The organism is Aquimarina acroporae (assembly GCF_023195925.1).
GTDB classification, from domain to species: Bacteria; Bacteroidota; Bacteroidia; order Flavobacteriales; family Flavobacteriaceae; genus Aquimarina; species Aquimarina acroporae.
This window is the reverse complement of the sequence record NZ_JALPRE010000028.1, coordinates 19946-28331: the sequence shown is the minus strand read 5'-3', so window position 1 is coordinate 28331 and position 8386 is coordinate 19946. Positions and strand designations below refer to the sequence as shown.

Sequence of the window (8386 nt, the reverse complement as noted above, 5' to 3'; positions counted from 1 at the left end):
AGACAAGAAAAGTATTATGAACTATGGCAAAAACAAATGCCAGTTTTATATCAAGTAAACAACAAAAGTACGCATGCAGCATAGTGCCTAAATGGGTTATTAAGATAGCATAAGGATTTTAATTAGAAACGGGGAGTTATTATGGATACAGTAATCAAACAAATAGAACTTATAGAAAGAATAGATCAACTAATACGATTGCAAGCTACAGGTCCTCCTGCAGCATTGGCTTCCAGATTAGGGATATCAAGAACCAAAGTTTACCGTGCCATTGATGTTATGAAAGAATTAAATGCGCCCATCATATATAAAATAGGACTACAAAGTTTCATATATGAAAAAGAAGTAAAATTTAGGTTCGGTTTTGTGGCGAAAGACTTAGGGTATGATGATTTAAGATCTATTCATGGAGGAAGTTTAATAGGAAAAAAACAATGTTTACAACAGCGTCCCGAAAAATGGTACGGAAGCTTTGTAGTATTGTAGTGTAGAGGGAATTACGTGATTTTTTTAGTTGTTGCAACAACAATGTAGAGAAGCCTACAGATTTAATTTGACGAAATTAAAGATGAGTTATTAAAATCAAATTATTAATTATAAAAAAAATTAAAATGAAAAATTTAGAAAATTTTAAGGTACAAGAACTAGAGGTACGAGAATGTCAAAATATAAATGGAGGTTTAATAGGAATCATAATTTCAGGTTTCATTGGTGGGTATGCTTTTGAAAAAGGAAGACAATTAGGATTACATCCGTTTTAAAATAACTAAACAAGAAGAAATATCAATTTTAAAATTCGAAAAACATGGAATTAAATAATATAGGAGTAGAAGCAATCGCATTGGATGAACAAATGTCAATAGAAGGAGGTAGTGCCGCAGCATATGTTGGTGCCGGAATTTTAGCATTTAGTGTTTTTAAATGGGCGTTTGAACTAGGAAGAGAGGCGGCTAAACAATAATTGCTTATAGCTTGATAAATAGAATATTTTTATTAAGTGATTTGTGGAGCAAAAACCCAAAGTATATACTTTGGGTTTTTTATTATCCAAGAATTATAATGTTGACCGCTAATTTTTTAAAAATCTTAATTTAATTTTTAGCGTCCCGAAAAATGGTACGGAAGCTTTGTAGTATTGTAATGTAGAAGGAATTACGTGATTTTTTTAGTTGTTACAACAACAATGCAGAGAAGCTCATAGATTTAATTTGACGAAATTAAAGATGAGTTATTAAAATCAAATTATTAATTATAAAAAAAATTAAAATGAAAAATTTAGAAAATTTTAAGGTACAAGAACTAGAGGTACGAGAATGTCAAAATATAAATGGAGGTTTAATAGGAATCATAATTTCAGGTTTCATTGGTGGGTATGCTTTTGAAAAAGGAAGACAATTAGGATTACATCCGTTTTAAAATAACTAAACAAGAAGAAATATCAATTTTAAAATTCGAAAAACATGGAATTAAATAATATAGGAGTAGAAGCAATCGCATTGGATGAACAAATGTCAATAGAAGGAGGTAGTGCCGCAGCATATGTTGGTGCCGGAATTTTAGCATTTAGTGTTTTTAAATGGGCGTTTGAACTAGGAAGAGAGGCGGCTAAACAATAATTGCTTATAGCTTGATAAATAGAATATTTTTATTAAGTGATTTGTGGAGCAAAAACCCAAAGTATATACTTTGGGTTTTTTATTATCCAAGAATTATAATGTTGACCGCTAATTTTTTAAAAATCTTAATTTAATTTTTAGCGTCCCGAAAAATGGTACGGAAGCTTTGTAGTATTGTAATGTAGAAGGAATTACGTGATTTTTTTAGTTGTTACAACAACAATGCAGAGAAGCTCATAGATTTAATTTGACGAAATTAAAGATGAGTTATTAAAATCAAATTATTAATTATAAAAAAAATTAAAATGAAAAATTTAGAAAATTTTAAGGTACAAGAACTAGAGTTAAAAGAATGTCAAAGTATAAAAGGAGGTTTAATAGGGATTATAATTTCAGGTTTCATTGGTGGGTATGCTTTTGAAAAAGGAAGACAATTAGGATTACATCCGTTTTAAAATAACTAAACAAGAAGAAATATCAATTTTTTAAAATTCGAAAAACATGGAATTAAATAATATAGGAGTAGAAGCAATCGCATTGGATGAACAAATGTCAATAGAAGGAGGTAATCCTGCAGCATTTGTTGGTGCTGGAATTTTAACATTTAGTGTTTTTAAATGGGCGTTTGAACTAGGAAGAGAAGCAGCCAAACAATAATTGTTTATCCCTTGATAAATGAATATTTTTATTGAGCGATATTTGAGTCGAAAACCCAAAGTTTATACTTTGGGTTTTTTTATTACTAGTCGTATCGAATTTTAGCTTTTAAAAACCTTGATTTGATTTTTAGCGTCCCGAAAAATGGTACGGAAGCTTTGTAGTATTGTAATGTAGAAGGAATTACGTGATTTTTTTAGTTGTTACAACAACGATGTATCAAAGTTTACAAATTTGATTTGACGAAATTGAAAATGTGTCATTTAATATTAATTATAAAAAAAAATTAAAATGAAAAATTTAAATAGATTAGAAGTTACAGAACTTCGAGTTAAAGAGATTACTAATATTTCAGGTGGTTGTGGTGGAGAAGATTACACCTGCGAAGAATTGGAAAAAATAATGGAAGCGTTGAAACACTTAACAATGATGTTGTAATCAATTTTTTATAAACCGATAAAAAAAGCTATGAAAAATATTAAAATTGATGAGCTAACTCTAGAGACCTCAATAGAGATTTCGGGAGTGGCTTTATATCCAGCGTTCAATGACGATAATATATTTCCAGTAGTAGATCCTGAAAATCCTGTATTCGATACAGACTGGGGTTGGATTGGAAGTGGTCCAGGAGAACACGGAATTGACCTGGAAGTTATTTAGTTTGACCATTCCCTCTATACGTTTGGTATAGAGGGATTTTTTGGGAGGATATTTGCGGTGATTTATGAGTAATAAAAAAAGCCTTTGCAATCTGCAAAGGCTTTTTAGATATGTGGTCCCACTTGGGCTCGAACCAAGGACCCCCTGATTATGAGTCAGGTGCTCTAACCAGCTGAGCTATGGGACCCGAAACGGACGGCAAATTTAAGGATTTGACCAATACACGCCAAACATTTTTTATTTTAATTTATCTCCTGGCAAAGCTCAATCAAAACTCCGTTTGTACTTTTAGGGTGAAGAAAGGCCACTAGCTTATTGTCTGCTCCCTTTTTAGGAACTTTGTTAATGACTTGAAAACCTTCTTTTTCTAAACGATCAAGCTCCTTTTCGATGTCATCTACATCAAAAGCTATGTGATGAATACCTTCTCCTTTCTTTGCAATAAATTTACCAATAGGACCTTCATCTGAGGTGCTGGCCAATAATTCAATTTTGCTTTCTCCAACTTTAAAAAAAGAAGTGATTACAGCTTCACTTTCTACTTCTTCCTGTTTGTAAGGGGCAACTCCTAAAAGCTGTTCGTATAGACGATTAGCTTTTTCAATATCTTTTACAGCAATGCCCAAGTGTTCTATTTTAGTAATAGGATTCATAATATACGTTTATCTTTATTGGTTAAAACACTATTGAAGTATTTAACTCTCTAATATCGAGTAAAAGTACAATTAATATGTATTTTTGCACCTATGGAAACAAACAGACAGAAAAAAATTGCTGGTGTATTGCAACGCGATGTTGCCGATGTAATACAGCATGCATTGCGTGAGGCTGGGGTTCAGGGGATTTTGGTTTCCGTAACCAAAGTAAGCGTTACCACAGATCTCTCAATCGCCAAAGTATATATGAGTGTTTTTCCTCACGATAAGGGAGGGCGTGTATTACAAGAGGTGAACGCAGTAAAATCACAAATTAAACATCAGGTAGCGCAACGTACCAAAAATCAGTTGCGTCGAATGCCAGAGATGAGTTATTTTATTGATGACTCCCTTGAATATATCTCCAAAATTGAAAAAGCGGTTAAAGGAGAGGATAACCCTATTCATAACCCTAATCTTTTAGAAAGACGTAAAAAGAAGTGAATTTTTCATACTACATCGCCAAGCGATATCTATTTTCTCCCGGGAGCAGTAATGCGATTAATATCATTACAATTATTGCAGCGGCTGGCGTAGTTATTGGAGCTATGGCTCTCTTTTTAGTATTGTCGGGGTTTGCAGGACTCAAAGATTTTAGTCTTCAGTTTTCTAGCTATTTTGATCCCGATCTTAAGATGTTTCCCTCAAGTGGAAAAACATTCACGTATACTCCAGAGCAAAAAGAAAAGTTACAACAATTAGAAAGCATAGCTCATTTTTCTGAAGTAATAGAAGAACGTGTTTTTTTAGAATTTAGAGATAAGCAAAAAGCTGCATTTATAAAAGGAGTCGATCAAGCGTATACTAATGTGGTTAAGACAGATAGCATACTGGTTTATGGAAACTGGTTAACCGAAAATGATTTTCAGGTAGTTGCAGGTAACGGGATAAGCAGAGAGCTTAGTATGACTGTTGAGCCCACATATACCAATCTACTTAGTATTTATGTGCCAAGACCTGGAAAAGGAATTCCCAATGATCCTACCAAAGCCTTCAGGTCTCAAAAAACAGTGAATATTGGGATATATAGTGTAAATGAAGAATTAGATAAAAAATATATATTCGGGACTATAGGTTTGGCTCGTACCCTTTTGGACCTTCCGGATAATCAGGTAACTAATCTGGAGTTTAAACTTAATCCTGGAGCCGATGAGCAATTGGTGAAACAACAATTACAAGAGATTTTTAATAACGATGTGATTATCAAAAATAGAGTGCAACTCAATGATACACTCTACAAGATGTTAAATACCGAAAACTTGGTGTCGTATCTTGTCATCACCTTGATCGCGGTTATTGCTTTATTTAATGTGGCTGGAGCAATTATTATGATGATTATTGACAAAAAGGGTAATGTGAAAACCTTGTATAATGTTGGAGCTTCATTATCCAATATTCGAAAAATATTTTTATTTCAAGGCTCACTTATGACCGTGCTGGGAACGCTGCTAGGATTGTTTTTGGGTTTTGTGCTCATCGTTCTACAACAGCAATTCGGGTTGTTGATGATAACTCCATCACTGCCTTATCCAACTAGAATTACTGCAATGAGTTTTGTTGTGGTATTTCTAACAATTTCAGTAATTGGTTTTGTCGCTTCTTTGTTGGCTTCAAGTAGAATTAATCAGAAACTGGTAGCATAATTTTTTTACTAAGAAGCAAACTCAAATCCAGCAAACTTTTCCTGAACTTCATCGAAAGCAGCAAAGACATCTTGAGAATGATCGCTAGTTACCATTTTGGTTCGGTATTCTTTAAAATGAGGGATCCCTTTGAAGTAATTGGTATAATGCCTTCTAGTTTCAAAAACTCCCAATTTTTCACCTTTCCAATCGATAGCCATTTGTAAATGCCTGCGAGCAGCAACAACTCGTTCCTCGATAGTAGGAGGGGGTAGATGCTCTCCGGTTTCAAAAAAGTGTTTCACTTCTTTAAAAAACCAAGGATATCCAATACTGGCTCTACCTATCATGGCACCATCTAATCCGTATTCATCTCGCATTTCTACAGCACGCTCTGGGCTATCGACATCTCCATTTCCAAATACAGGAATATGCATTCTAGGGTTGTTCTTAACCTCGGCAATGGGTTTCCAATCGGCATTTCCCTTATACATTTGTGCACGGGTACGCCCATGAATAGAGATCGCTTTGCAACCAACATCTTGTAAGCGTTCTGCTACTTCTACAATTCGAATTGAATTGTGATCCCAGCCTAACCTAGTTTTTACCGTTACTGGGAGTTTGGTGTGCTCTACCATAGCCTTAGTGAGAGATACCATAAGATCGATATCTTTTAAAATTCCGGCACCAGCACCTTTACTTACTACTTTTTTTACAGGGCAACCAAAATTAATATCAATAATATCAGGCCCAGAAGCTTCAACAATCTCAACAGATTTAAGCATAGAATCGAGATTGGCACCAAAAATCTGAATACCTACAGGACGTTCTTTTTCGTAGATGTCCAATTTCATGACGCTTTTGGCAGCGTCACGTATGAGCCCTTCACTCGAAATAAATTCGGTGTATACTACATCGGCACCTTGTTCTTTACATAATGCACGAAATGGGGGGTCACTTACATCCTCCATTGGTGCAAGTAATAAAGGAAATTCTCCTACATCTATATCTCCAATCTTAGCCACAGCGGTTTATATTTTTTGGCAAAAATACGAATTCTTTTAGACCTTGTCGGCAATTGCGGTCTTGTTGGCTTCAAATAATAGAAAAGATATGATATAAAGCTTCCAAAATCAACTATATTTGCAAGTCATTAGCAGCATGAGAATTGCGTGAGGGATAGGAGTGGCATCCTTTTTTTTGATGTGTGCTTCTCGGTAGTAATAGAAAATGCTAATAAAAAAGATATAGCGAATAGCCCGACCTGTAAGGGCACGCCCTGAAATTTATTTGAGAAAGAGAAATGAAAAACATTAGAAATTTTTGCATTATTGCGCATATCGATCATGGTAAAAGTACCTTGGCAGACCGATTGTTAGATTATACAGGATCGGTAACTGCACGAGAGGCGCAGGCTCAGTTGTTGGATAATATGGATTTGGAACGAGAGCGTGGTATCACCATTAAGAGTCATGCAATACAAATGGAATATACCTACAAGGGAGAACAATATATCTTAAACCTTATTGATACTCCTGGACACGTAGATTTCTCATATGAAGTTTCTCGATCTATTGCAGCTTGTGAAGGTGCTTTATTGGTTGTAGATGCTGCGCAAAGTATACAGGCACAAACAATTTCTAATTTATATCTGGCACTTGAGAATGATCTTGAAATTATTCCTGTGTTGAACAAAGTAGATTTGCCAAGTGCAAACCCAGAAGAGGTAACCGATGATATTGTAGATCTTCTTGGTTGTGATGCAGAAGAAGTAATTCCTGCCAGTGCCAAAACGGGAATTGGTATAGAAGATATTTTAGAAGCTGTGATTGAGCGTATTCCTGCGCCCGACGGGAATACCGATGAACCTTTGCAAGCGTTGATTTTTGATTCTGTATATAACCCTTTTAGAGGAGTAGAAACCTATTTTAGAGTAGTAAATGGTGAAATAAAAAAAGGACAGCAAATCAAATTTGTGGCTACTGGAAAAAGTTATTTTGCTGATGAGATTGGTACCTTAAAATTAAATCAGGTTCCTAAAAAAGTAATTAAAACAGGTGATGTAGGGTATCTTATTACGGGTATTAAAGATGCTCGTGAGGTTAAGGTTGGAGATACTATTACCGATGCTAAGACACCAACCGAAAATGCTATTGAAGGTTTTGAAGATGTAAAGCCTATGGTATTTGCAGGAATATACCCTGTAGATACCGAAGACTATGAAGAACTAAGAGCATCTATGGAGAAACTACAGCTTAATGATGCTTCATTGGTGTTTGCTCCAGAAAGTTCTGCTGCTTTAGGTTTTGGTTTTAGATGTGGTTTCCTGGGGATGTTACATATGGAAATTATTCAGGAGCGATTGGAACGTGAATTTAATATGACCGTTATCACAACGGTGCCTAACGTGTCTTATCATGCGTTTACCAATAAAGAACCCGATGAGGTAATTGTTGTAAATAACCCAACCGATTTACCGGACCCATCTAAAATGAATAGGGTTGAAGAGCCATACATAAAAGCATCGATTATTACGAAAGCTGATTTTGTGGGACCAGTAATGTCTTTATGTATTGAAAAACGAGGAGAGATTACAAACCAAACGTATTTAACTACAGAGCGAGTAGAATTATCTTTTGATATGCCTTTGGCAGAAATTGTTTTTGATTTCTATGATCGATTAAAAACAGTTTCTAAGGGCTATGCTTCATTCGATTATGCGCCTATTGGTATGCGCGCCTCTAAACTTGTAAAAGTGGATGTGTTACTTAATGGTAATACTGTAGATGCACTCTCTGCACTATTGCATCAGGATAATGCTTATGATATAGGTAAAAAGATGTGTGAAAAGCTAAAAGAACTTATCCCGCGTCAGCAATTTGATATTCCTATTCAGGCGGCAATAGGGGCAAAAATTATTGCTCGTGAAACTGTAAAAGCACTTCGAAAAGATGTAACCGCCAAATGTTATGGAGGAGATATATCTCGTAAACGAAAACTTCTAGAAAAACAGAAAAAAGGTAAAAAACGAATGCGTCAGGTAGGAAATGTAGAAATTCCACAGGAAGCATTTATGGCTGTTTTAAAATTGAATGATTAAAAAGAGAAGAAACCTAGTACTTTATAAAAACGTTAA

General features: G+C 34.8%; 14 protein-coding genes and 1 tRNA gene. 12 read left to right on the top strand and 3 right to left on the bottom strand.

All coding sequences use genetic code 11. The features are described from left to right. The first annotated feature begins 141 nt into the window (after window positions 1–141). From M0D21_RS22775 to M0D21_RS22735, 9 genes are all read left to right on the top strand, one after another. A complete protein-coding gene (locus M0D21_RS22775; protein ID WP_248334257.1) occupies window positions 142–486 on the top strand; it encodes an HTH domain-containing protein in 345 nt (114 codons plus the stop codon). A 125-nt stretch (window positions 487–611) separates the two neighbouring features. Beyond that, complete coding sequence (locus M0D21_RS22770) at window positions 612–761, top strand: hypothetical protein (RefSeq protein WP_248334254.1); 150 nt, start codon at window positions 612–614, stop codon at window positions 759–761. A 44-nt stretch (window positions 762–805) separates the two neighbouring features. Beyond that, the gene (locus M0D21_RS22765; protein WP_248334246.1) at window positions 806–961 is read left to right on the top strand and encodes a hypothetical protein; all 156 of its coding nucleotides are present in this window, start codon (window positions 806–808) and stop codon (window positions 959–961) included. 305 nt (window positions 962–1266) lie between these two features. Beyond that, window positions 1267–1416, top strand: coding sequence for a hypothetical protein (locus M0D21_RS22760; RefSeq protein ID WP_248334254.1), 150 nt, complete (start codon window positions 1267–1269; stop codon window positions 1414–1416). 44 nt (window positions 1417–1460) lie between these two features. After that, window positions 1461–1616 (top strand): hypothetical protein, encoded by a 156-nt coding sequence (locus M0D21_RS22755; protein ID WP_248334246.1) that lies wholly within the window; start codon window positions 1461–1463, stop codon window positions 1614–1616. A gap of 305 nt (window positions 1617–1921) precedes the next feature. Next, the gene (locus tag M0D21_RS22750; protein WP_248334245.1) at window positions 1922–2071 is read left to right on the top strand and encodes a hypothetical protein; all 150 of its coding nucleotides are present in this window, start codon (window positions 1922–1924) and stop codon (window positions 2069–2071) included. A 46-nt stretch (window positions 2072–2117) separates the two neighbouring features. Further along, a complete protein-coding gene (locus M0D21_RS22745; RefSeq protein WP_248334244.1) occupies window positions 2118–2273 on the top strand; it encodes a hypothetical protein in 156 nt (51 codons plus the stop codon). Window positions 2274–2564: 291 nt separating this feature from the next. Continuing rightward, on the top strand, window positions 2565–2711 hold the full coding sequence (locus M0D21_RS22740; RefSeq protein WP_248334236.1) for a hypothetical protein: 147 nt from the start codon (window positions 2565–2567) through the stop codon (window positions 2709–2711). 30 nt (window positions 2712–2741) lie between these two features. Further along, window positions 2742–2933, top strand: coding sequence for a hypothetical protein (locus M0D21_RS22735; protein WP_248334234.1), 192 nt, complete (start codon window positions 2742–2744; stop codon window positions 2931–2933). A gap of 113 nt (window positions 2934–3046) precedes the next feature. On the opposite strand, the gene M0D21_RS22730 is transcribed toward M0D21_RS22735, so the two are convergent. Both M0D21_RS22730 and mce read right to left on the bottom strand, forming a co-directional pair. After that, window positions 3047–3120 (bottom strand) — tRNA-Ile (locus M0D21_RS22730). Between the two features lie 55 nt (window positions 3121–3175). After that, window positions 3176–3586: a methylmalonyl-CoA epimerase gene (gene mce, locus M0D21_RS22725; RefSeq protein WP_248334230.1), complete on the bottom strand. Its 411-nt coding sequence runs from the start codon at window positions 3584–3586 to the stop codon at window positions 3176–3178. 93 nt (window positions 3587–3679) lie between these two features. Between mce and rbfA the strand changes: the two genes are divergently transcribed. Further along, a complete protein-coding gene (gene rbfA / locus M0D21_RS22720) occupies window positions 3680–4072 on the top strand; it encodes a 30S ribosome-binding factor RbfA (protein ID WP_248334216.1) in 393 nt (130 codons plus the stop codon). Further along, complete coding sequence (locus tag M0D21_RS22715; RefSeq protein WP_248334207.1) at window positions 4069–5271, top strand: ABC transporter permease; 1203 nt, start codon at window positions 4069–4071, stop codon at window positions 5269–5271. The genes rbfA and M0D21_RS22715 overlap by 4 nt, the downstream gene beginning before the upstream one ends. 8 nt (window positions 5272–5279) lie before the next feature. Here M0D21_RS22715 and dusB read toward each other — a convergent pair whose 3' ends face one another. Beyond that, a complete protein-coding gene (gene dusB, locus M0D21_RS22710; RefSeq protein WP_248334204.1) occupies window positions 5280–6275 on the bottom strand; it encodes a tRNA dihydrouridine synthase DusB in 996 nt (331 codons plus the stop codon). Window positions 6276–6553: 278 nt separating this feature from the next. On the opposite strand from dusB, the gene lepA reads away from it, so the two are divergent. Further along, a complete protein-coding gene (lepA, locus tag M0D21_RS22705) occupies window positions 6554–8350 on the top strand; it encodes a translation elongation factor 4 (RefSeq protein ID WP_248334201.1) in 1797 nt (598 codons plus the stop codon). Window positions 8351–8386: the final 36 nt, after the last annotated feature.